Source organism: Streptomyces sp. NPDC013455, from assembly GCF_040632975.1.
Taxonomy (GTDB): domain Bacteria; phylum Actinomycetota; class Actinomycetes; order Streptomycetales; family Streptomycetaceae; genus Streptomyces.
Genome location: NZ_JBEYCX010000012.1, coordinates 25,284 through 47,281, shown reverse-complemented (window position 1 = coordinate 47,281; position 21,998 = coordinate 25,284). Strand labels below are relative to the sequence as shown.

Annotated in this window: 20 protein-coding genes; 12 read left to right on the top strand and 8 right to left on the bottom strand. The window is 72.3% G+C overall.

The window, feature by feature from the left end; genetic code table 11:
• Nucleotide 1: 1 nt before the first annotated feature.
• On the bottom strand, nucleotides 2–1,126 hold the full coding sequence (locus ABZ576_RS20340) for a cytochrome P450 (protein ID WP_360742237.1): 1,125 nt from the start codon (nucleotides 1,124–1,126) through the stop codon (nucleotides 2–4).
• Nucleotides 1,123–4,461 carry an amino acid adenylation domain-containing protein gene (locus ABZ576_RS20335; protein WP_360742234.1) on the bottom strand — a complete coding sequence of 1,113 codons (3,339 nt, stop codon included), beginning with the start codon at nucleotides 4,459–4,461 and terminating at the stop codon, nucleotides 1,123–1,125. The genes ABZ576_RS20340 and ABZ576_RS20335 overlap by 4 nt, the downstream gene beginning before the upstream one ends.
• 782 nt (nucleotides 4,462–5,243) lie before the next feature.
• Here ABZ576_RS20335 and ABZ576_RS20330 point away from each other — a divergent pair.
• Nucleotides 5,244–6,158 carry a HipA family kinase gene (locus tag ABZ576_RS20330; protein WP_360742231.1) on the top strand — a complete coding sequence of 305 codons (915 nt, stop codon included), beginning with the start codon at nucleotides 5,244–5,246 and terminating at the stop codon, nucleotides 6,156–6,158.
• Nucleotides 6,155–6,424: a SelT/SelW/SelH family protein gene (locus tag ABZ576_RS20325; RefSeq protein ID WP_360742228.1), complete on the top strand. Its 270-nt coding sequence runs from the start codon at nucleotides 6,155–6,157 to the stop codon at nucleotides 6,422–6,424. Before ABZ576_RS20330 ends, ABZ576_RS20325 begins: the two co-directional genes overlap by 4 nt.
• Nucleotides 6,425–6,467: 43 nt before the next feature.
• Here the strand turns inward: ABZ576_RS20325 and aceB are convergent, their stop codons facing one another.
• Together aceB and ABZ576_RS20315 are read right to left on the bottom strand one after the other, a co-directional pair.
• Nucleotides 6,468–8,093 carry a malate synthase A gene (aceB, locus tag ABZ576_RS20320; protein ID WP_360742225.1) on the bottom strand — a complete coding sequence of 542 codons (1,626 nt, stop codon included), beginning with the start codon at nucleotides 8,091–8,093 and terminating at the stop codon, nucleotides 6,468–6,470.
• Nucleotides 8,094–8,278: 185 nt separating this feature from the next.
• On the bottom strand, nucleotides 8,279–8,887 hold the full coding sequence (locus ABZ576_RS20315) for a nucleotidyltransferase family protein (RefSeq protein ID WP_360742222.1): 609 nt from the start codon (nucleotides 8,885–8,887) through the stop codon (nucleotides 8,279–8,281).
• A gap of 144 nt (nucleotides 8,888–9,031) precedes the next feature.
• On the opposite strand from ABZ576_RS20315, the gene ABZ576_RS20310 reads away from it, so the two are divergent.
• Nucleotides 9,032–9,346 carry a DUF5955 family protein gene (locus ABZ576_RS20310; RefSeq protein ID WP_360742219.1) on the top strand — a complete coding sequence of 105 codons (315 nt, stop codon included), beginning with the start codon at nucleotides 9,032–9,034 and terminating at the stop codon, nucleotides 9,344–9,346.
• A 235-nt stretch (nucleotides 9,347–9,581) separates the two neighbouring features.
• Here the strand turns inward: ABZ576_RS20310 and ABZ576_RS20305 are convergent, their stop codons facing one another.
• On the bottom strand, nucleotides 9,582–10,376 hold the full coding sequence (locus tag ABZ576_RS20305; RefSeq protein WP_360742216.1) for an IclR family transcriptional regulator: 795 nt from the start codon (nucleotides 10,374–10,376) through the stop codon (nucleotides 9,582–9,584).
• Nucleotides 10,377–10,649: 273 nt separating this feature from the next.
• On the opposite strand from ABZ576_RS20305, the gene allB reads away from it, so the two are divergent.
• The 3 genes from allB to ABZ576_RS20290 all read left to right on the top strand — a co-directional run bounded on the left by allB (nucleotide 10,650) and on the right by ABZ576_RS20290 (nucleotide 14,220).
• Nucleotides 10,650–11,987 carry an allantoinase AllB gene (allB, locus tag ABZ576_RS20300; protein WP_360742213.1) on the top strand — a complete coding sequence of 446 codons (1,338 nt, stop codon included), beginning with the start codon at nucleotides 10,650–10,652 and terminating at the stop codon, nucleotides 11,985–11,987.
• A gap of 82 nt (nucleotides 11,988–12,069) precedes the next feature.
• Nucleotides 12,070–13,200: an allantoicase gene (gene alc / locus ABZ576_RS20295; protein ID WP_360742210.1), complete on the top strand. Its 1,131-nt coding sequence runs from the start codon at nucleotides 12,070–12,072 to the stop codon at nucleotides 13,198–13,200.
• 204 nt (nucleotides 13,201–13,404) lie between these two features.
• Nucleotides 13,405–14,220 (top strand): AIM24 family protein, encoded by an 816-nt coding sequence (locus ABZ576_RS20290; RefSeq protein WP_360742207.1) that lies wholly within the window; start codon nucleotides 13,405–13,407, stop codon nucleotides 14,218–14,220.
• A 90-nt stretch (nucleotides 14,221–14,310) separates the two neighbouring features.
• Here the strand turns inward: ABZ576_RS20290 and ABZ576_RS20285 are convergent, their stop codons facing one another.
• The 3 genes from ABZ576_RS20285 to ABZ576_RS20275 form a co-directional block, all read right to left on the bottom strand.
• Entirely contained in the window at nucleotides 14,311–14,697 is a 387-nt protein-coding gene (locus ABZ576_RS20285; protein ID WP_360742204.1) for a ribonuclease domain-containing protein, read from the bottom strand.
• Between the two features lie 86 nt (nucleotides 14,698–14,783).
• Nucleotides 14,784–15,002, bottom strand: a complete 219-nt coding sequence (locus tag ABZ576_RS20280) for a hypothetical protein (protein WP_360742201.1) — start codon at nucleotides 15,000–15,002, stop codon at nucleotides 14,784–14,786.
• A gap of 8 nt (nucleotides 15,003–15,010) precedes the next feature.
• Nucleotides 15,011–16,027 carry a Gfo/Idh/MocA family oxidoreductase gene (locus ABZ576_RS20275; RefSeq protein WP_360742198.1) on the bottom strand — a complete coding sequence of 339 codons (1,017 nt, stop codon included), beginning with the start codon at nucleotides 16,025–16,027 and terminating at the stop codon, nucleotides 15,011–15,013.
• A gap of 130 nt (nucleotides 16,028–16,157) precedes the next feature.
• Here ABZ576_RS20275 and ABZ576_RS20270 point away from each other — a divergent pair, with 130 nt between their 5' ends.
• The 6 genes from ABZ576_RS20270 to ABZ576_RS20245 all read left to right on the top strand — a co-directional run bounded on the left by ABZ576_RS20270 (nucleotide 16,158) and on the right by ABZ576_RS20245 (nucleotide 21,858).
• Nucleotides 16,158–16,895, top strand: coding sequence for a GntR family transcriptional regulator (locus ABZ576_RS20270; RefSeq protein ID WP_360742691.1), 738 nt, complete (start codon nucleotides 16,158–16,160; stop codon nucleotides 16,893–16,895).
• 212 nt (nucleotides 16,896–17,107) lie between these two features.
• Nucleotides 17,108–18,112 (top strand): sugar ABC transporter substrate-binding protein, encoded by a 1,005-nt coding sequence (locus tag ABZ576_RS20265; RefSeq protein WP_360742195.1) that lies wholly within the window; start codon nucleotides 17,108–17,110, stop codon nucleotides 18,110–18,112.
• Nucleotides 18,109–19,161: an ABC transporter permease gene (locus ABZ576_RS20260; RefSeq protein WP_360742192.1), complete on the top strand. Its 1,053-nt coding sequence runs from the start codon at nucleotides 18,109–18,111 to the stop codon at nucleotides 19,159–19,161. Before ABZ576_RS20265 ends, ABZ576_RS20260 begins: the two co-directional genes overlap by 4 nt.
• Nucleotides 19,158–19,928, top strand: a complete 771-nt coding sequence (locus tag ABZ576_RS20255) for an ATP-binding cassette domain-containing protein (RefSeq protein ID WP_360742189.1) — start codon at nucleotides 19,158–19,160, stop codon at nucleotides 19,926–19,928. The genes ABZ576_RS20260 and ABZ576_RS20255 overlap by 4 nt, the downstream gene beginning before the upstream one ends.
• 206 nt (nucleotides 19,929–20,134) lie before the next feature.
• Nucleotides 20,135–21,280, top strand: coding sequence for an ROK family glucokinase (locus tag ABZ576_RS20250; RefSeq protein WP_360742186.1), 1,146 nt, complete (start codon nucleotides 20,135–20,137; stop codon nucleotides 21,278–21,280).
• Nucleotides 21,277–21,858: a sugar kinase gene (locus ABZ576_RS20245; RefSeq protein ID WP_360742183.1), complete on the top strand. Its 582-nt coding sequence runs from the start codon at nucleotides 21,277–21,279 to the stop codon at nucleotides 21,856–21,858. The genes ABZ576_RS20250 and ABZ576_RS20245 overlap by 4 nt, the downstream gene beginning before the upstream one ends.
• The last annotated feature ends 140 nt before the right edge of the window (nucleotides 21,859–21,998 follow it).

Genomic DNA, 21,998 nt, shown 5'->3' with positions numbered 1-21,998 from the left:
TTCACGGTGCGCGGTCCCCGTCGAGGTCCAGGAACAGGTGGTCCAGCCCGACGTAGGCGAGGTTGGGTCCCCACTCGACGCCGTTCTCCGTCAGGGCGGCGCCCGGGAAGCGCCGGACGAACCGCCGCAGCACGGCGGCGGCCTCCAGCCGCGCCAGCGGCGCGCCGATGCAGTAGTGCACACCGTGCCCGAACACCAGGTGCCGGTCGGCGCGTTCGGCGACCGGCGCCAGGTCGGACAGGTCGTGGTCGAACAGGCCGCCGCCGGCCAGCGACACCAGGACCAGGTCGCCCTCGCGCAGCCGCGCGCCCTCGAACTCGAAGTCCCGGGCCACGACCCGGCCGACGTTGCGCAGCGGAGGCCGTTTCTCCAGCACGGACTCGACCAGCGACTCGACCTCGCCCGGCCGGTCGGCGCGGACCCGCTCCCACAGGGCGGGGCTGTCCAGCACGGCCAGCAGGCAGGAGCCGATCAGGGACGCGGTGGTCTCCAGGCCACCGAAGAGGATCATCGCCCAGGTCGCGGTGGTGCGGGCACGGTCCTCCGCGGTGTCGCGGGGGAAGCCGTCCAGGGCGGGGGAGAGCTCCAGCGCCTCGGTCATCTCCAGCATGACGCGGTGCGCGGTCTCGGCGTGGTCGCGCCGGTACATCGCGGCGATGAACCCGGACAGGGCCCGGGACCACGCGTGCAGGACGGCCGGTTCCTGCGGCACACCGACGATGTGGCCCATCACCCGTCCCGACACGCCCTCGGCCACGGTCGGCACGGCGTCGTGCCGGGCGTCGGCGGCCAGGTCGTCCAGGCAGGCGTCCACGATCGCCTCGATCGTCGGGGCGAGGGACCGGGTGTGGGAGGCGGAGAACATGCGCTGCATCGGTTTGCGCAGCGAGGCGTGCTCCGCGCCGTCGGTGTGCACGAACCACAGCCGCAGGAACTCGGTCAGGTCCCGGTGCTCCTGCCGGGACTCCTGAGTCATGTAGAGCTCGCCCAGCCGCTTAGACGTCTGGGACGAGAACCCCTCGTGGTTGAGGACGACGCGGGCCAGCGCCGGGTCGGACACGACCCAGCACTCCAGCCCGTCGTCCCACGTCATGCCGTCCACGTCGGCGCGGACCGCCCCGGTCACGACTGCTCCGCCTGCTCGATGAGCTTGTTCAGGCCCGCGGGGGTCGGCGCCAGCAGGAACTCCCGCAGCCGCACGGACACCCCGAGCTCGTCGCGGATCAGGCGCAGCAGCTGGAGCGCGCCGAGGGAATTGCCGCCGACGGTGAAGAAGTCGGTGTCCGCGGTCAGCTCGACGGGCTGCTCCAGGACGCGGGCGAACAGGTCGGGCGCCTTGCCGAGCGGGTCCGGTTCGGGCGTGGCGACCCGCTGCCCGGCGGGTGCCGCCACCGCCGCGAGCTTCCGGCGGTCCACCTTGCCGTTGCCGGTGACCGGCATCCGGTCCACCACGGCCCACAGGCTCGGCACCATGTACGCGGGCAGCCGGTCGGCCACCAGGTCGCGCAGTTCGGCGGTGCCCACCGGCGCGTCCGCCGGGACGACCGCGGCGAGCAGCCGCTTGTCCGCGCTGTCCCCGTCGTCGGTGACCACGACGGCCGCGTCGCGCACCCGCGGGTCGGCGGCCAGCACGTCCGCGATGGCCGACAGCTCGATGCGGAATCCGCGCAGCTTCACCTGGTCGTCGCGGCGGCCGAGGAAGCGCAGCCGCCCGGCGCGGTCCACGCGGACCAGGTCACCGGTGCGGTAGAGCCGGTCCGGGACGTCGGGGGAGAAGTGGCCGAAGCCCCTGGCCGACTCGGCCTCGTCGTCCACATAGCCGTGCGCCAGGCCCTCGCCCGCCGCGTACAGCTCGCCGACCGCGCCCGGCGGAACGATCCGGTGCCGCCGGTCGAGGACGTACACCCGGGTGCCCGGCACCGGGGTGCCGATGGGCAGGGGGCCGTCCGCCTCCGCGGCCGACGTGACCGAGTGGGTGGCGGTGAAGGTCGTGTTCTCGGTGGGGCCGTAGCCGTTGGTGACGACGATCCCGGGGTGGCGCTCCAGCACGCGCGCCACGTGGGCGTGCGGCACCACGTCGCCGCCGGTGAGCAGCTGCCGCAGGCCGCCGAGCCCGGTCGGCGCGAACTCCTCGACCAGCCGGAACAGGCCGGCGGTCAGCCATGCGACGGTGACCTTCCGGTCGAGGAGGAACGCCCCCAGCTCGCTCGGCGACGGCAGGCCCGCCGGGAACACCTCCACCGCCGCACCGGCCGCGAGCGGACCCCACACCTCCAGGGTGGACGCGTCGAACGCCAGCGGGGACAGGCGCAGCATCCGGTCGTCCGGTGCGAAGGGGGCGAAGGCGCATTCGTGCACGAGCCGTACGACCGCCCGGTGGGGCACCGCGACACCCTTGGGCAGACCCGTGGAACCGGAGGTGAACGCGATGTAGGCCAGGTCGTCGGGGCCGGCCGCCGTGGGCTCGTCGGCCGCGGGCTCCCAGGCCGGCTCCCAGGTCGCACAGGCCGGCACACCGAGGCACGCGACGGCGTCCGGGGAGGAGGCCAGCGCGGCCTTCGGCGCGGCCTTGGCCAGGATGTGCCGGACCTGCTCCTCGGGCTGGCTCATGTCCACACCGACGTAGGCGGCACCCGCCCAGGCGGTGCCGAGCACCGCCACGATCTCGGCGATCGACCGCTCCAGCGCGATCAGGACCCGGTCGCCGCGGCCGACGCCGAGCTCCCGCAGGCGGCGCGCCTGCTCGGCCGCGGCGCCCGCGAGCTGCGCGTAGGTCAGCTCCAGGTCGCCCTCGCGCACCGCCACGGCGTCCGGCGTGCGCTGCGCCGCCCGGCGGAACAGCTCGTCCGCGGTGACCGCCGGGAAGGTGCGGCGCGTGTCGTTGAGGGCGTCGAGGACCGCCCGCCGCTCGGCGGACAGGCAGCGCAGGTCCTCCACCGCGCCGCCGGCCGTGGCAAGTTCCCGGGTGGCCGAGGTGAAGTCGTCCAGGAAGGCACGCGCGTCGGCCTCCTGCCACAGCGCCGTCGCGTACTCCAGCTGCGCGCCCAGGGTCGGGCGGGACCGGCCGAACAGCAGCGACAGGTCGAACTGGGCGCCGCCGCCGTGGCCCTCCTCGATCCGCAGCCGCACGTCGCCGGCCTCGATGTGCTGCGGAACCAGCTGGTCGTGCATGCCGAAGCAGACCTGCACCAGCGGGTGCGCGCTCAGCCCGCGTTCCACACCGAGCCGGGTGACCAGCTCGTCGAACGGCAGCGCCCCCGCCTCGATGCCGCGCGCCAGGGAGTCCTGCACGGCGCGCAGGTAGTCCGCGGCGGACGCGTCGTCGTCGACCTCCAGCAGGATCGGCACCAGGTTGCCCGCGACGGCGATCAGCTCGGCGAGTTCGGTGGTGTCGCGGCCGTAGAGGGAGACGCCGACCAGGAGCCGGTCGACGCCGGTCCAGCGGCTCAGCGTCAGGCCGTAGGAGGCGAGGAGCAGGGCGAAGGGCGTGATGCCCAGCTCCCGCGCCCGGTCCTCCACCAGGATTGTCAGGTTCTTGTCAAGGTTGAGGGGGATGCGGTCGCCCGCCGGGTCCTGGACCGTGGGGCGCGGCTGGTCGGTGGGCACTTCCAGGACGGTGGGGGCGCCGTCCAGGTGCTTCAGCCAGAAGTCGGCCAGGCGGTCCCACTCGCCGCTGGTGCGGTCCCGCTCGTGGCGGCGCAGCAGGGCGTCCGTGGTGGGTGCGGGGCCGGTGTACGGCAGGGGCTCGCCCGCCTTGAGTGCCCGGTAGGTGCCGAACAGCTCGTTGAGGAGCAGACCGACCGCCCAGCCGTCGAGGAGCACGTGGTGCGCGACCAGTACGACCGCCTGCCGGTCCGTGCCGGTGACGAAGAGGTAGCGCAGCGGGGGAGCGGCGGTGAGGTCGAAGGGGGCGCGGCCGCGCTCGGCGGCGGTGGCGCGGACGAACTCCTCGAAGTCCGGGCCGTCGTGCTCGACGTCCACGATCTCCGGCTCGGCCCGGTCGAGTACGACCGGCACGATCTCGCCGTCCTGTTCGCGCAGCACGGTGCGCAGGGAGGCGTGCCGCGCCGCCGTGGTGGCGGCGGCGCGCCCGAAGACCTCGCGGTCCAGCGTGCCGCTGTCCACGTAGGACGTGAAGACCAGGTTGTACGTGGAGCCGCCGAGGACGTTCTCGATCATCCACATGCCCCGTTGCGTCGGGGTCAGCGAGGGCGTCGCCGGCTCGGGCGCCGTGGTGGGGGCGGGCGCCGTGCCGACGGCGTTCGCGAGCACCGTGGCCAGCGGCGCGGACGACAGCAGTTCCGCCATCGACAGCCGCAGCCCCAGCCGCTCCTGGGCCAGGGCGGTCAGCCGCATCGCCCGCAGCGAGTCGCCGCCGAGCGCGATGAAGCTGCTGCCGGCGAATGCCGTCCTGTCTGTCGCCGGTCCGAGGACCGAAAGCGCGAACTCGTCCAATGACATGCCGACCTCCGGGTTCTTGGGTGAAACTGCTGCCTGGACGCTGCCGACCGAGAAGTGGTCACAGCCAGGCGAGACCCCTTGACGGGGCCGTTCTCGCAGGCCGGATCAGCGTGTGAAACGGCGGGCGCGGGAGGAGCGAGGTGAAGTCCGTGACGGCGTCCGGGCGCCTCGTCGGATACGAGCGCGTGAGTCTGCGAAGGTCCGGTGAACGCGCGATTTGATCTCCCCCATGTTTAGGGATGCTAAAAGCCCTCCTTGATCACTGTCAACAGCGGATCCGCTGGTAACACGCTGGGGAAAAGGGGCAGTTGGCCGATTCCACCCTCAGCGAATGGCCGGTTTCATACTGCGGTGAACAATTCTCGTCGTACCGCCCGGGAAATTCGGTGGCACGCGATGCGAAGTGCGGCCAAAACCGTCCGGCGCGTGTGAATGCACCGGTTCCGTGCCGGGGACGTCAATGCGGTGCGACCGGTGACGTCTGGCATCAGAAAGGGCGGATGCCGATCGGCGGGCCATTATCCGAAGAGTCCGCCTTCGGCCGGCCTGATGGCCCGGCTTCCTCCCCGGCTGTCACGCTTGGTTACTATGCTCACTTCCATGCCCGAGGCCGACGAGCGAGGGCGGCGCCGTCATCGACGGACCGCGGAGGGGAGAGGGACGAGCATGCAGGCCGGCACTCCGCGTCCTCGCACCAGGACTGCTCGTGGCCGTTTCCCGGATCGCGGCACCGCGGAGGCGACCGCGGAACGCACGGCGGACGAGCGATCGGGGCCCCCGGCATGCTGAGGGAAGTCGCCGCCACCCGCTACCTCGAACCCCTGCGCTCCGGCGGCTCGGTCCCCGCGCTCGTGGAGGCCGACGACCTGGGCACCTACGTCGTCAAGTTCACCGGATCCGCGCAGGGCCACAAGGCGCTGGTCGCCGAGATCATCGTCGGGGAACTCGCCCGCGCGCTCGGCCTGCGCTTCCCCGAGCTGGTCCTCGTCCACTTCGACCCCGCCGTCGCCGCCGCCGAGCCGCACCAGGAGGTCCGCGAGCTGCACAGCGCGAGCGCGGGCGTCAACCTCGGCATGGACCACCTGCCGGGTGCCCGGGACTTCACCCCGGAGATCGCCCGGACGTTCCCGGTGGACCCGCTGGAGGCCGGCCGGATCGTCTGGCTCGACGCGCTGACCGCCAACGTCGACCGTACGGTGCACAGCTCCAACCTGATGGTCTGGCCCACGTTCGGCACCACGCCCCCGCGCCTGTGGCTCATCGACCACGGCGCGGCCCTGGTCTTCCACCACCGCTGGGACACCACCACGCCCGGCAGGGCGTACGACTTCCGCCACCACGCCCTCGGCCACTACGGCCCCGACGTGCGCGCCGCCGACGCCGAGCTGGCCCCCCGGGTGACGGAGGAGCTGCTGCGCGGCATCGTCGCCGAGGTGCCGGACGCCTGGCTCGCCGAGGACGCCGGGTTCGCCACGCCCGACGACGTCCGGGACGCCTACGTCGGCTACCTGGTGGAACGCGTCCGGCTCTCGCCCCAGTGGCTGCCCACCGATTTCCCGGGCCGCGAGCAGCTCGCGGCCGAGGAGGCCGCCCGCGCGGCCAGAACCCAGGCGGGCCGTCCGGACTGGCTGAAGTGGGTCCCCGACCTGCACGGCAAGCCGGCGGCGGAACAGGATTGGTCGGTGCACCCGCGATGAGTCGGACGGTCCAGATCGAGTACTGCACCCAGTGCCGTTGGCTGCCGCGTGCCGCCTGGCTGGCGCAGGAGCTGCTGACGACCTTCGAGGCCGAGCTGACCGAGCTGTCGCTGAAGCCGGGCACGGGCGGGGTCTTCGTGGTGCGCGTCGACGGCGAGGTGGTGTGGGACCGCCGCGAGCACGGCTTCCCGGAGCCCACGGCGGTGAAGCGGCTCGTACGCGACCGGGTGGCCCCGGGGAAGTCCCTGGGCCACTCGGAGAAGTAGGGCCGTCCGGCCGGGCGGGTGCCTCCCGGCCGGCCGGGGCCGCTCAGCCGCGCAGCTGCCGGTACGCCGGCAGGGTGAGGAAGTCGGCGTAGTCCTCGTCCAGGGAGACCTGGAGCAGCAGGTCGTGCGCCTGCTGCCAGTGCCCGGCGGCGAACGCCTCCTCGCCGATCTCCTTGCGGATGGCGTCGAGTTCCTCGGCGGCGACCTTGCGGGCCAGCTCCGGCGTGGCCCGGTCGCCGTTCTCGAACTCCACCCCGGCGTTGATCCACTGCCAGATCTGCGAGCGGGAGATCTCGGCGGTGGCCGCGTCCTCCATCAGGTTGAAGATGGCGACCGCACCGAGCCCCCGCAGCCAGGCCTCGATGTAGCGGATGCCGACCTGGACGGCGTTGACCAGGCCCGCGTACGTCGGCTTCGCGTCGAGTGAGTCGATCGCGATCAGGTCGCCGGCCTCGACGCGGACGTCCTCGCGCAGCCGGTCCTTCTGGTGGGGCTTCTCGCCGAGGACCTTGTCGAAGGACTCCATGGCGATCGGCACCAGGTCGGGGTGGGCGACCCAGGAGCCGTCGAAGCCGTCGTTCGCCTCGCGGTCCTTGTCGGCGCGGACCTTCTCGAAGGCGACCTTGTTGACCTCGGCGTCCTTGCGGGACGGGATGAAGGCCGCCATGCCGCCGATGGCGTGCGCGCCGCGCTTGTGGCAGGTGCGGACGAGGAGCTCGGTGTAGGCCCGCATGAACGGGGCGGTCATGGTGACCGCGTTGCGGTCCGGGAGGACGAACTGCGGCCCGCCGTCGCGGAAGTTCTTGACGATGGAGAACAGGTAGTCCCAGCGGCCGGCGTTCAGCCCGGAGGCGTGGTCGCGCAGTTCGTAGAGGATCTCCTCCATCTCGTACGCGGCCGTGATGGTCTCGATCAGAACGGTGGCCCGGACGCTGCCCTGCGGGATGCCGACGTAGTCCTGCGCGAAGACGAACACCTCGTTCCACAGGCGGGCCTCGAGGTGCGACTCGGTCTTCGGCAGGTAGAAGTACGGGCCCTTGCCGAGGTCGAGCAGCCGCTGGGCGTTGTGGAAGAAGTAGAGGCCGAAGTCGACGAAGGCGCCGGGGACGGGGGTGCCGTCGGCGTCCACGAGGTGGCGCTCGTCCAGGTGCCAGCCGCGCGGGCGCATGACGACGGTCGCCAGCTCCTCGTCGGGCCGCAGGGCGTACGACTTCCCGGACGCGGGGTCGGTGAAGTCGATGTTCCGGGTGTAGGCGTCGATCAGGTTGATCTGGCCGCGGACCACGTTCTCCCAGGTGGGCGCCGAGGCGTCCTCGAAGTCGGCGAGCCAGACCTTCGCGCCCGAGTTGAGCGCGTTGACGGTCATCTTGCGGTCGGTCGGGCCGGTGATCTCCACGCGCCGGTCGTTCAGCGCGGCCGGGGCGGGGGCGACCCGCCAGGAGTCGTCCGCGCGGACGGCCGCCGTCTCGGGCAGGAAGTCGAGCGTGGAGGTGCGGGCGATCTCGGCGCGGCGCTCGGCCCGGCGGGCCAGGAGTTCGTCACGGCGCGGGGTGAACCGACGGTGCAGCTCCGCCACGAAGGCGAGCGCCGCGTCCGTGAGGACCTCCTCCTGCCGGGGCAGGGGCTCGGCGTCGACGATGGCCAGCGGAGACGGCGCTGGTGCGGACATGAGCTGTCACTTCCTTCAGCGGGTGGCACCAAGTGCCAAGCGGCACGAATAGGGCGTTCAGCGCCCGCTGTGCGGACAGGCGCTTCTGATCAGTGGATAGTAGTTTCCTCATCGTGGAACTTCAATGGTTTGTTGATGTCGAGATTCTCTGAGTCGAGGCAAGGTGGCGCTCGGTGCCACCCCGTTCACTCAAGGTGGCTCAGATCGGCCTCGGTGTCGATGTCGTACGGCTCGGCGACGTCCCCGCACTCCACGAGCCGGATCCCGGCCTCGTGCGCCGCCAGGTAGGCCCGCGCCCCGCGGTCCCCGGTGGCCGTCCCGGCGATCCCCGCCCAGTGCGCGGCACCGAACAGCACCGGGTGTCCGCGCACCCCCGCGTAGGCGGCCGAGACCAGCGACGTTCCGTTCTCGTACGCGGCGAGCACCCGGGCCACCGCGGCCGGCCCGATGCCGGGCTGGTCGACCAGGGACACCAGGGCCGCCATCGCGCCCGTACCGGCGAGCGAGTCCAGGCCGGCGCGCAGCGAGGTGCCCATGCCCTCGGCCCAGTCCGGGTTGTCCACCAGGACGCAGCCGGGCAGCTCGGCGCGCCGCCGCACCTCGTCCGCCCGGGCGCCGAGCACCACGTGGATCCGCCCGCACCCGGCCGCGCGCAGCACCCCGGCCGCGTGTTCCACCAGAGGCCGGCCCCGGTGCGGCAACAGTGCCTTGGGGCGCCCGCCGAGCCGCCTGCCGCCGCCGGCGGCGAGCAGCAGCCCCGCGACGTCCCCTCGAAGATCCCGGTTGTCCGTCATGGGTCCTGCATACCCGACGGCGGCGGAACCGGCCGGTTGTTCCGGTGCCCGTTCCGTTGGGCTGAATTTCGGTCCGCGCTGTGGCGCTCCCGCACGGGGTGGCGTTTACTGACCCGCGCACGACGGCGTGCCAGGGGGAGGGCTGTGTTGCGGAGCTTGGAGCAGAGGCCGGTGACCGGCAGCGACGAGGACCCGAGGGTGGCGGAACTGCGGACCGCGGTGTCCCGCCTGCGCCGCGAACTCGCCGCGTTACCGGCGGACTTCCCCGACCGGGCGATAGCCGAGGACGAACTGGCGGCCCTGGCGGCGATGGCTGCGGGCGGTCCGCCGGAGATCCCGCGCCTGCGTGGCTCCCTGCTGCTGATAGCCGGGGCGATCGGCTCGGTGAGCGCGCTGGCGAGGGGGCTGCGGGGGGTGCGTGAGGCGGTGGACCTGTTCGGGGAGCCGCCACGCCGCTGAGGGACCCGCGACGGCGCCGCCCGCCGCACGCGGGGGAAGGATGTGCCGGTCGGCGGTGGGTGCGGGTGGCTGCCGGCACCGGTTGCCGGACGGGGCGTTCACGGTGGTGGTGCCGACGTCCGCCTGGCCCGGCCCGGCGGCCGCGGCCCCGGCGAGGGGCGGCGGGACGGCGCCTGGGGACGATGGAGGGCGGCTGCCCCGGGGGCGCCGCCGCTTGTGTGCGATCCCGCCGGGATCAGCCTCCCGAGCTGGCCAGCGCCTGGGACAGTTCCGTGGCCACCCGCTGGAGCGTCGGCACGATCTTCTCCGTCGCCGCCTCGGTGACGCGCCCGGCGGGGCCGGAGATGGAGATGGCGGCCGCCGTCGGGGAGTCGGGGACGGACACCGCGAGGCACCGCACCCCGATCTCCTGCTCGCTGTCGTCGACGGCGTACCCCATCCGCCGCACGTCCTCCAGCGCGGCGAGGAACCCCTCGGGCGTGGTGATGGTCTTGTCCGTGGCCGCGGGCATGCCGGTGCGCGCGAGCAGCGCCCGCACCTCCTCGTCCGGCACGCCGGCCAGCAGCGCCTTGCCCACACCGGTCGAGTGCGGCAGCACCCGCCGGCCCACCTCGGTGAACATCCGCATGGAGTGCTTCGACGGCACCTGTGCCACGTACACGATCTCGTCGCCGTCGAGCAGCGCCATGTTGGCCGTCTCGCCGGTCTCCTCCACCAGCCGGGCCAGGTACGGGCGCGCCCAGGTGCCGAGCAGCCGGGACGCCGACTCGCCCAGCCGGATCAGCCGGGGGCCCAGCGCGTACCGCCGGTTGGCCTGCTGCCGTACGTAACCGCAGGCGACCAGGGTGCGCATCAGCCGGTGGATGGTCGGCAACGGCAGCCCGCTGGCCGCGGACAGCTCGCTCAGGCCGACCTCGCCCCCCGCGTCCGCCATCCGCTCGAGCAGGTCGAAGGCGCGCTCCAGGGACTGCACACCGCCGGCGGCGGAGGGCTTGGCGGAGTCGGTGGTGCTGGCGCTGGACGTCGGCACGGCGCGTTCCTTTCGGGGTGGCAGGAGGGCAGAAGCCTACCCGGCAGCCGGTTGACTCCCTGCTTGTGCGTAGCTACGTTCTGCCTGCTGGAATTCTAATTCCGCTTTGTGGAAACGTCTAGAGCCGGACGATCGGTCCCCGTTGCCCTGAAGTGTGCCTCTTGACGGCGGGGGAGTGGGAGTGAAGACTCCTTCAACAGAACGTTGAAGTCCGTTACGTGGCTGTAAATCCCGTTTCCTGGACGTACAACGGCGGTAGAGAAAGGGGTTCGGGTGTCCGACGCTGAACTGGTGCTGCGCTCGACGCGCGTGATCACTCCGGAAGGGACGCGGGCCGCCACGGTCACCGTGTCCGCCGGCACCATCACGGCCGTCCTGCCGTACGACGCCGAGGTACCGGCCGGGGCCCGGCTGGAGGACGTCGGCGACCACGTCCTGCTGCCCGGCCTGGTCGACACCCACGTACACGTCAACGACCCGGGCCGCACCGAGTGGGAGGGCTTCTGGACCGCCACCCGCGCGGCGGCGGCCGGCGGCATCACCACCCTGGTCGACATGCCGCTCAACTCCCTCCCGCCGACGACCACCGTCGAGCACCTGCGGATCAAGCAGGACGTCGCCCGGGACAAGGCGCACATCGACGTCGGCTTCTGGGGCGGCGCCCTGCCCGACAACGTCAAGGACCTGCGCCCGCTGCACGACGCCGGCGTCTTCGGCTTCAAGGCCTTCCTGTCCCCGTCCGGCGTGGACGAGTTCCCGCACCTCGACCAGGACCGGCTCGCCCGGTCGCTGGCCGAGATCGCCGGGTTCGACGGACTGCTCATCGTGCACGCCGAGGACCCCCACCACCTGGCGGCCGCCCCGCAGCACGGCGGCCCGAAGTACGCCGACTTCCTCGCCTCGCGCCCGCGCGACGCCGAGGACACGGCCATCGCCACGCTGATCGCCCAGGCCAGGCGGCTGAACGCGCGCGTGCACATCCTGCACCTCTCCTCCAGCGACGCGCTGCCGCTGATCCGCGCCGCCCGCGCCGAGGGCGTCCGCGTCACCGTGGAGACCTGTCCGCACTACCTCACCCTGACCGCCGAGGAGGTCCCGGACGGCGCCAGCGAGTTCAAGTGCTGCCCGCCCATCCGGGAGGCCGCCAACCAGGACCTGCTCTGGGAGGCCCTCGCCGACGGCACCATCGACTGTGTGGTCACCGACCACTCGCCCTCCACCGCCGACCTGAAGACCGACGACTTCGCCACCGCGTGGGGCGGGATCTCCGGCCTCCAGCTGAGCCTGTCGGCGGTGTGGACCGCGGCCCGTGAGCGCGGCCACGGCCTGGAGGACGTGGTGCGCTGGATGTCCACGCGCACCGCCGCCCTGGTCGGTCTCGACCGCAAGGGCGCCATCGAGGCCGGCCGCGACGCCGACTTCGCCGTCCTCGCCCCCGACGAGACCTTCACCGTCGACCCGGCCGGTCTCCAGCACCGCAACCGGGTCACCGCCTACGCCGGCAGGACCCTCCACGGCGTCGTCAAGTCCACCTGGCTGCGCGGCGAGCGCATCGTCGCCGACGGCGAGTTCACCGAGCCGAAGGGCCGGCTGCTCGACCGCCCCCAGTGACCCTCCCCCGCGCTCCCGGCCCCGCCCGGGCGACGGACCCCTCCGCACCCCGGCCGACTCCAGAAAGGACCCCCTGATCACCGTGACGGCGCAGCAACAATCGAGTTGGGCCAGCTTCACCGGCGACGCGAACCCCTACGGAGGCGGCGACCCGTACGCGGACTACCGCACCGCCGACTTCCCCTTCACCCAGTACGCCAACCTCGCCGACCGGCAGCTCGGCGCCGGCGTCGTCGCCGCCAACGACGAGTTCTTCGCCCAGCGGGAGAACCTGCTGGTGCCCGAGCGCGCCGAATTCGACCCCGAGCACTTCGGCCACAAGGGCAAGGTCATGGACGGCTGGGAGACCCGCCGCCGGCGCGGTGCCTCCGCCGAGCACCCCTGGCCGACCGCCGAGGACCACGACTGGGCGCTGGTCCGCCTCGGCGCGCCCGGGGTGATCCGCGGGATCATCGTCGACACCGCCCACTTCCGCGGCAACTACCCGCAGGCCGTCTCCGTCGAGGGCACCTGCGTACCCGGCTCGCCCTCCCCGCAGGAGCTGCTCTCCGACGAGGTGAAGTGGACGACGCTCGTCCCGCGCACGGCCGTCGGCGGTCACGCGGCGAACGGGTTCGCCGTCTCCTGTGAGCAGCGCTTCACGCACCTGCGGATCAACCAGCACCCCGACGGCGGCATCGCCCGCCTGCGCGTGTACGGCGAGGTCGTACCGGACCCGGAGTGGCTGGCCGTCCTCGGCACCTTCGACGTGGTCGCCCTGGAGAACGGCGGTCAGGTCGAGGACGCTTCCAACCTCTTCTACTCCCCGGCCACCAACACCATCCAGCCGGGCCGCTCCCGCAAGATGGACGACGGCTGGGAGACCCGGCGCCGCCGCGACCAGGGCAATGACTGGATTCGCTACCGGCTGGTGGCCCAGTCCCTGATCCGGGCGATCGAGATCGACACCGCCTACCTGAAGGGCAACAGCGCCGGCTGGGCGTCGGTGTCGGTGCGGGACGGCGCGGAGGGCGAGTGGGCCGAGGTCCTGCCGCGCACCCGCCTCCAGCCCGACACCAACCACCGCTTCGTCCTGCCCGCGCCGGTGGCCGGCACTCACGCCCGGATCGACATCTTCCCCGACGGCGGCATATCCCGCCTGCGCCTGTTCGGCTCGCTGACGGAGCAGGGCGCGGCCCGGCTGGCCGCCCGGCACCAGGAGCTCGGCGGCTGATCCGCCCCCGCGCCCGCGTGGGGCGTCCCGGCTCGACAGCACCGGGGCGCCCCACGTGTTTCTCGTGGCTCCCGGCCTTGAGACCGGACGACGTGGCCGCCGGCCATTCCGGCGGCCACTGCTTTCCCGGCGGCGTGTCACTCCGGCGGCCGCTCTTCCCCCGGACCCGGAACTCTTCCGTCCGCCTCCCGCGTTCTCTCTCACGTGACCCTTCAGCAAGAGATCGTCGGCAACGCCATGCAGATGGCGGTCGTCAACCTGCGCCCCGGCCAGACCGTGTACTGCGAGGCCGGCAAGTTCCTGTTCAAGACCACCGGCGTGACCATGGAGACCCGGCTGTCCGGACCGTCCGGAGGCGGCGGACAGCAGCAGGGCGGCGGTGGCGGCGGCATGGGCGGGCTGCTGCGCCAGGCCATGGGGACCGCCATGCAGGTCGGCCAGCGCATGCTCGCGGGCGAGTCCCTCGCCTTCCAGTACTTCACCGCTCAGGGCGGCGAGGGCACGGTCGGCTTCGCAGGCGTGCTCCCCGGCGAGATGCGCGCCCTGGAACTCGACGGCACCCGCGCGTGGTTCGCCGAGAAGGACGCCTTCGTGGCCGCCGAGTCCACCGTCGAGTTCGGCATCGCCTTCGCCGGCGGCCGGACCGGCACGAGCGGCGGCGAGGGCTTCATCCTGGAGAAGTTCACCGGGCACGGCACGGTGATCATCGCTGGTGCGGGCAACTTCATCGACCTGAACCCGGCCGACTTCGGCGGCCGGATCGAGGTGGACACCGGCTGCGTGGTCGCCTTCGAGGAGGGCATCCAGTACGGCGTCCAGCGCGTCGGCGGCCTCAACCGGCAGGGCATCATGAACGCCGTCTTCGGCGGCGAGGGCCTGTCCCTGGCCACCCTGGAGGGCAACGGCCGGGTGATCCTCCAGTCCCTCACCATCGAGAGCCTCGCCAACGCCCTGAAGAAGGCCCAGGGCGGCGACAAGCAGGGCCCGACCGGCGGACTCTTCTCGACGCACACCGGCTGAGCCGGGGACGGCCTCGCCCCGCGCCGGTACGGCTGTGGGGGGAACGCGGGGCGAGGAGCATCCGGCGCCGGCCTCAGCAGTCGAAGTCGATCAGCAGTCGAAGTCGATCAGCCTGAACGTGGCGTAGTGGTCGGCGGTGTAGTAATCCTCCTCGTACCGCTGGCCCGTGACGATGCGCCGTGCCCCGCGCGTGGAGGAGCCGGGGGTGATGACGGTGTACTCGTGGTAGTAGCCGGAGGACTGGCGGGGCAGGACGCCTTCCCGGTTCTGGAAGACGGTGCCGTCCTGCGCGTACGGGTACGGGCCGCCCTGGTCGATCAGGTCGAGGGTGTCGTACGCCTGCGCGGGGAGGGCGCTGTGGCAGATGCTGCCGACCGCGGCGTTCGCCGTGGTGGCGGAGACCGTGCCGCCGACGAGGAGCGCGGACAGGACGGCGGCTGCGGCGCCGATGCGAGTGAGGCTGTGGGGGATTCTCATGCCCTCATCGTGACGCGCGTAGAGCATGGCATGTCAATGACAAGCAGGTAGTGTTAACCGTCAGGTCCGGTGAATTTCCCGGGAGTTCACCCCGCCCGGCCCTCCCCACCGGGCAGCCGGGCGAGGCCGGCCTGGACGCAGTAGTCGGTCAGGGCGTTGTAGCCCACCCGGACCTGGCCGAAGCGCGTGATGTTGGTGTTGTCGCCGGGGCTGCCCTGTGTGTTGCTGGCCCACACCGGCCGGTTGTCGGCGGTGTACACGACGTGGCCGGGGCTGCCGTGCCGCCCGCCCGGGCCGGTCCGCACCGCGGGTCCTACGAGGGCTGTTCCCGGCCCGGGATCTCCGCGAGGGCCACCGGCCGCCGTTCGCGCCGGGAGACCTCGCAGGCCTCGGCGATCCGCAGCGCCTGCAGCGCCTCGCGGCCGTCGCACGGGTTGGCCCGCTCGCCGCGCACCACCTCCACGAAGGCGTTCAGCTCCGCCTCGTACGCGGACCCGAACCGCTCAAGGAAGCCGGTCCACGGCTTGTCGGCGGGCGGCGGTCCGGTCGGCTCGGTGGAGGCGAGGGGCGTACGGTCGTCCAGGCCCACCACCACGGTGTCACGCTCCCCGGCCAGCTCCATGCGGACGTCGTACCCCGCGCCGTTCAGCCGGGTCGCCGTCGCCGTGGCCGGCGTGCCGTCGTCCAGCGTGAGCAGCGCCGCGCCGGTGTCCACGTCCCCGGCCTCCCGGAACATCGCGGGCCCGCCGTCCGACCCGGTGGCGTACACCTCGGCCACCTCGCGGCCCGTCACCCAGCGCAGCACGTCGAAGTCGTGGATCAGCGTGTCCCGGAACAGCCCGCCGGACAGCGGCAGCCACTCGGCGGGCGGAGGGGACGGGTCGCAGGTCATCGCGCGTACGGTGTGCAGCCGGCCGAGCCGGCCCGAGCGCACGGCCTCCCGGGCGCCGGCGTACCCCGCGTCGAACCGTCGCTGGAAGCCCATCTGCAGCACCGTTCCGGCCGTCTCCACCTCGGTCAGCGCCTGCAGCGTGCCCGGCACGTCGAGGGCGATCGGCTTCTCGCAGAAGACCGGCAGGCCCGAGCGGGCCGCCCGGCCGATGAGTTCCGCGTGGGCGGCCGTCGCCGTGGTGATCACGACCGCGTCCACCCCCCAGGTGAAGATCTCGTCCACGCCCGGCGCCGCGGTCTCGCCCAGCCGGTGCGCCAGGGCCTGCGCCCGTGCCGGGTCCGCGTCCGTCAGGATCAGGGAGCCCACTTCGCGGTGACGGCTGAGCGTCCTCGCGTGGAGGGTGCCGAGGCGGCCCGTACCGATGACCCCGATGCGCATGAGACCAAAGTGAGGGCCGACCCCGTACCCTGTCAACGTGTATGTCAGGACAATCGGACTACACGACTTCCCGTCAACCATGCACGGGACTACGCTCGGGCCCGTGCCGAAACCAGATGCCAACCCGACCGTGTCGCTCGACCTCCGTGTGGACCGCAGCTCCCCGGTGCCGTTGTACTTCCAGCTCTCCCAGCAGCTGGAGGCCGCCATCGAGCGCGGCGGCCTCACCCCGGGCAGCCTGCTCGGCAACGAGATCGAGCTGGCCGCGCGGCTCGGCCTGTCCCGGCCGACCGTCCGCCAGGCCATCCAGTCCCTGGTCGACAAGGGGCTCCTGGTCCGCCGCCGGGGCGTCGGCACCCAGGTCGTGCACAGCCAGGTCAAGCGCCCGCTCGAACTGAGCAGCCTGTACGACGACCTGGAGGCGGCCGGCCAGCGCCCCGCGACCAAGGTGCTGGTCAACACGGTCGTGCCGGCCTCCACCGAGGTCGCCGCCGCCCTCGGGGTCACGGAGGGCGCCGACGTCCACCGCATCGAGCGGCTCCGGCTCGCGCACGGCGAACCGATGGCCTACCTGATCAACCACCTCCCGCCGGGCCTGCTCGACCTCGACACCGACCAGCTGGAGGCGACCGGCCTCTACCGGCTCATGCGGTCCGCCGGGATCACCCTGCACAGCGCCCGCCAGTCCATCGGCGCGCGCGGCGCCACGGCCGCCGAGGCCGAGCGGCTCGCCGAGGCCGAGGGCGCCCCGCTGCTCACCATGCAGCGCACCACCTTCGACGACACCGGCCGGGCGGTGGAGTTCGGCGACCACACCTACCGCCCGAGCCGCTATTCCTTCGAGTTCCAGCTGCTCGTCCGGCCCTGACGGCTCCCTGGACGTTCGTCGCAATGTCCGGACAAGGTGACCGGCCGGTGCTCCCCGGTCGTGTCATGGGTGTCCGCCGTGTTCGATACTGGAGTGTTCGGGGCCGGTGAGGTCGCCGTCGGGACACGCCGGCGACGAGGTCGCCCGCCCCTCACGCGCGTCGGAACGCAGGAACACACCAAGCAGGAACACAACAAGAAGGGCACGGCCTCGTGGCACGGTTTCGGACCTGGGTAGGCATAGCGCTGGCGGGGGCACTCTCCGTGTCCCTGGCGGGATGCAGCAGCACCGGCGGCAAGCGGGCGGAGGACGCCCGCAAGGCCGCCGCCGCCCAGGGCAGGGCGGCGGTGAACACCCCGCGCTGGACCTTCGCGATGATCACCCACTCCGGGGACGGCGACACCTTCTGGGACATCGTGCAGAGCGGCGCCGAGCAGGCCGCCGTCAAGGACAACATCGAGTTCCTGTACTCGCACGACGACGAGGCCCAGCAGCAGGCCCAGCTGGTGGACGCGGCCGTGGACAAGAAGGTCGACGGCATCATCCTCACCCTCGCCAAGCCGGACGCCATGAAGGCCGCCGTGGCCCGCGCCGAGAAGGCCGGCATCCCGGTGATCACGGTGAACTCCGGCTCCGCCGAGTCCAAGGCGTTCGGCGCCCTCACCCACATCGGCCAGGACGAGACGATCGCCGGCGAGGCCGTCGGGGACGAGCTGAACGAGCGCGGCAGGAAGAAGGCCCTGTGCGTGCTGCACGAGCAGGGCAACGTCGGTCACGAGCAGCGTTGCGACGGCATCGCCAAGACCTTCCGCGGCACGCTGCGCAAGCTCTACGTCAACGGCACCAACATGCCCGACGTGCAGTCCGCGATCGAGGCCAAGCTCCAGGCCGACGAGTCCATCGACTCCGTCGTCACCCTCGGCGCCCCCTACGCCGACACCGCCGTGAAGGCGCGGACCGACGCGGGCAGCAAGGCCGAGATCGACACCTTCGACCTCAACGCCAAGGTGGCGGGCGCGCTGGAGGACGGCACCCTCGGCTTCGCCGTCGACCAGCAGCCGTACCTCCAGGGCTACCAGGCCGTCGACCTGCTGTGGCTGTACAAGTACAACGGCGACGTCCTCGGCGGCGGCAAGCCGGTGCTGACCGGTCCGCAGATCATCACCAAGGACCAGGCGGCCGAGCTGGCCGAGTACACCGAGCGGGGCACCCGATGACCGCCACCGTGGACCGCACCGGTGACGAGACGGCCGACGAGAGGCTCCTGCGCGTCTCCCCGTGGCGGAAGCTGCTCGCCCGCCCCGAACTGGGCTCGGTCGTCGGCGCCCTCGCCGTCCTCGTCTTCTTCGCCGTCGCCGCCGACGGCTTCCTGCGCGCCTCCAGCCTCAGCACGGTCCTGTACGCCTCCTCGACCATCGGCATCATGGCCGTACCCGTGGCCCTGCTGATGATCGGCGGCGAGTTCGACCTCTCGGCGGGCGTCCTGGTGACGTCCTCCGCGCTGGTCTCCTCGATGTTCAGCTACCAGATGACGGCCAACACCTGGGTCGGCGTGGGCGTGTCCCTCCTGGTCACCCTCGCCATCGGCGCCTTCAACGGCTACGTGCTCACCCGCACGAAGCTGCCCAGCTTCATCGTCACGCTGGGCACCTTCCTGATGCTGACCGGCATGAACCTCGGCTTCACCAAGCTGATCGACGGCACCGTCTCCACCAAGACCATCGGTGACATGGAGGGCTTCCCGAGCGCCCACGCGGTGTTCGCCTCGACGCTCTCCGTCGGCGGCGTCGACGTCAAGGTCACCATCCTGTGGTGGCTCGGCCTGGTGGCCCTGGCCTCCTGGATCCTGCTGCGCACCCGCGCCGGCAACTGGATCTTCGCCGTCGGCGGCAACGAGGACGCGGCCCGCGCCGTCGGCGTCCCGGTCGCGAAGACCAAGATCGGCCTCTACATGGGCGTCGCCTTCGGCGCCTGGATCTCCGGCCAGCACCTGCTGTTCTCCTTCGACGCCGTCCAGTCCGGCGAAGGCGTCGGCAACGAGCTGATCTACATCATCGCGGCCGTCATCGGCGGCTGCCTGATCACCGGCGGCTACGGCAGCGCGGTCGGCTCGGCCGTGGGCGCGCTCCTGTTCGGCATGACCAGCAAGGGCATCGTCTTCGCCGAGTGGAACCCCGACTGGTTCAAGTTCTTCCTCGGAGCGATGCTGCTCCTCGCGACCCTGCTCAACGCCTGGGTCCGCAAGCGTGCGGAGGCCGCCAAGTGACTCTCGTCGAGCTGACCGGCGTCAGCAAGTACTACGGCACGGTCCGCGCCCTCGAAGGCGTCTCGCTGCGGGTCGAGCCCGGGGAGATCACCTGCGTCCTCGGCGACAACGGGGCCGGCAAGTCCACCCTGATCAAGATCATCGCGGGCCTGCACCGGCATGACGGCGGAACCCTGAGCGTCGAGGGCGAGGAGACGGTCTTCTCCTCCCCGCGTGAGGCCCTGGACCGCGGGATCGCCACGGTCTACCAGGACCTGGCCGTCGTCCCCCTCATGCCGGTCTGGCGCAACTTCTTCCTCGGCTCCGAGCCCCGCAAGGGCGCCGGGCCCTTCAAGCGGCTGGACACCGGCCTCATGCGCCGCACCACCCGCGAAGCGCTGCTCCGCATGGGCATCGACCTGCGCGACGTCGACCAGCCCATCGGCACGCTGTCGGGCGGCGAGCGCCAGTGCGTGGCCATCGCGAGGGCGGTCCACTTCGGCGCGAAGGTGCTGGTCCTGGACGAGCCGACGGCGGCACTGGGCGTGAAGCAGTCCGGTGTGGTGCTGAAGTATGTGGCAGCGGCACGGGACGAGGGCCTGGGTGTTGTCTTGATCACCCACAACCCGCACCACGCGTACCTGGTGGGCGACAGGTTCGTGCTGCTGAGGCGCGGCACGATGGTGGGCCACCACACACGGGACGACATCACGCTCGACGAGTTGACCCAGCAGATGGCCGGGGGATCCGACCTGGATGCCCTCCGCCATGAACTCCAGCGCGGCTGAGGCGCGCGCGGCCGTAGCGCCATGAGGCTGCGCCACGGCGCGCGCGGCCGTAGCGCCGTGATGCTGAGCCGCGGGGCGGTACCGGCATGCGGCTCCGCCGCGGGGCGCGGGACACCACGGCGTACCCGCGCCCGGCGCCGGACGCGCACACCTCCCGCCCGCCCCGCGCAGCACCGGGCGTGAGCGTGCGGCAGAATCGACAAGCGATGAGCACCTACCGCGACCTCACCGCCCCCATCGGTTCCCGCCGAGCCCCGGTCCTGCGCACCGTCGGCACCCGAGAGCGCCGGTCACACCTGACCGCGCCCCGCGTGCCCACGGTCGGCATCGACATCGGCGGCACCAAGGTCATGGCGGGTGTCGTGGACGCCGACGGCAACATCCTGGAGAAGCTCCGCACCGAGACCCCGGACAAGTCCAAGAGCCCCAAGGTCGTCGAGGACACCATCGCCGAGCTGGTCCTGGACCTGTCCGACCGGCACGACGTGCACGCGGTCGGCATCGGCGCCGCCGGCTGGGTCGACGCCGACCGCAACCGCGTGCTGTTCGCGCCCCACCTGTCCTGGCGCAACGAACCCCTCCGCGACCGCCTCGCCAGCCGGCTCTCCGTGCCGGTGCTGGTGGACAACGACGCCAACACCGCCGCCTGGGCGGAGTGGCGCTTCGGCGCCGGCCGCGGCGAGGACCACCTCGTCATGATCACCCTCGGCACCGGCATCGGCGGCGCCATCCTGGAGGACGGCCAGGTCAAGCGCGGCAAGTTCGGCGTCGCCGGAGAGTTCGGCCACATGCAGGTCGTCCCCGGCGGCCACCGCTGCCCGTGCGGCAACCGCGGCTGCTGGGAGCAGTACAGCTCCGGCAACGCGCTCGTGCGCGAGGCCAGGGAGCTGGCCGCGGCCGACTCCCCGGTGGCCTACGGGATCATCGAGCACGTCAAGGGCAACATCGGCGACATCACCGGCCCGATGATCACCGAGCTGGCCCGCGAGGGCGACGCGATGTGCGTGGAGCTGCTCCAGGACATCGGCCAGTGGCTCGGCGTCGGCATCGCCAACCTCGCCGCCGCCCTCGACCCCTCCTGCTTCGTGATCGGCGGCGGTGTCTCGGCCGCCGACGACCTGCTCATCGGCCCGGCCCGGGACGCCTTCAAGCGCCACCTCACCGGCCGCGGCTACCGCCCCGAGGCCCGCATCACCCGCGCCCAGCTCGGCCCCGAGGCCGGCATGGTGGGCGCCGCCGACCTGGCCCGGCTGGTCGCCCGCCGGTTCCGCCGCGCCAAACGGCGCCGGGTGGAGCGCTTCGAGCGCTACGAGCGGTACGTCCAGGCCCGCCGCGACCGGGACAGCGCATGACCCCGACGCTGCCCCACCAGAGCGGCCCGCCACAGCGGCCGCGGCAGCCCGCCGAGGAGCCGGGCCACAAGGCCCGGCGGCGGGCCCTCACCCTGCTGATCATCGGTCTCCTCATCGGCGTGCCGGCCGGCTACCTGGTGATCTCCGCGAACCAGAGTCGCGACAGCGGCAAGGACAAGGAGGCGAAGTACTCGGCGACCGGCCTCACCGCGGGCTGGCCGTCGAAGGTGCAGCGCCGCCTCTACCAGGTGACGGTCCCGCACCCCGCGGACGACATCGCCTACTACGAGACGAACAACTGGAAGACCAGTCGCCTCTACGTGCAGTTCCGCACCAACCCCGCCGGCCTGGACAGCTTCCTCCAGGCCATGGGCGTACGCCGGGACCAGCTGAAGGAGGACGACATCACGGTCGGCGAGCGCGACCGCAAGGTCAGCGGCTGGACCTTCGCCGGGCCCGGCCCCTGGTGGGGCCTGACCCACCGGCAGAAGAACCCGGCGCCCACCCAGGACGTGGTCGTCAACCTGGCCGACCCGGAGCGCCCGCAGGTGTTCGTCGTCTCCCGCACGGTCCCCTAGGGGGTGTCTCGCCGATCATCCCGGGCTCCCGGCGCCCGGCACCGCGCCCCGCCGCGTTGTCGTCGGTCGCCCATGCCTCCGCACCGACTCCCTCCTCCGCCTCGCGATGCACGGCACCGGACGCCGCTCGCTGATCCGGC